Source organism: Paracoccus sp. S4493, assembly GCF_000967735.1.
Classification (GTDB): Bacteria; Pseudomonadota; Alphaproteobacteria; order Rhodobacterales; family Rhodobacteraceae; genus Paracoccus; species Paracoccus marcusii.
In genome coordinates this window covers 1-294 of sequence record NZ_JXYF01000537.1, presented here as the reverse complement: position 1 = coordinate 294, position 294 = coordinate 1, and the positions used below count along the sequence as shown (strand labels likewise).

The window sequence follows — 294 nt, the reverse complement described above, 5'->3', positions numbered from 1 at the left end:
CCTGCCGCGACAGCCGGTCCGCCGCGGCCTGCAGGAAATGCCGGAACAGCGCCGGGATGTCGTCGCGCCGCGCCGACAGGGGCGGCACCGACAGGCGGGCACGGGCCAGCCGGAAATACAGGCCCGGATGCATCCGCCCCTGCGGATCGTCCGGGGCCGTGGCCAGCAGCTGCAACGCCAGCGGGCGCGGGGCGGCGGCCCCCGCGGGCCAGTATTCGCCGGCCTCGACCAGGCTCAGCAGGCGGGCCTGCAGGTGCTGGGGCAGGGCGGGCGCGTCCTCCAGGCACAGCACGC

The 294-nt window shown here is 77.2% G+C and carries 1 protein-coding gene; it reads right to left on the bottom strand.

From position 1 onward, the window contains the following. Positions 1-294: sigma 54-interacting transcriptional regulator (locus TW83_RS18930; protein ID WP_045984341.1), on the bottom strand; the 294-nt coding region annotated here is incomplete at both ends.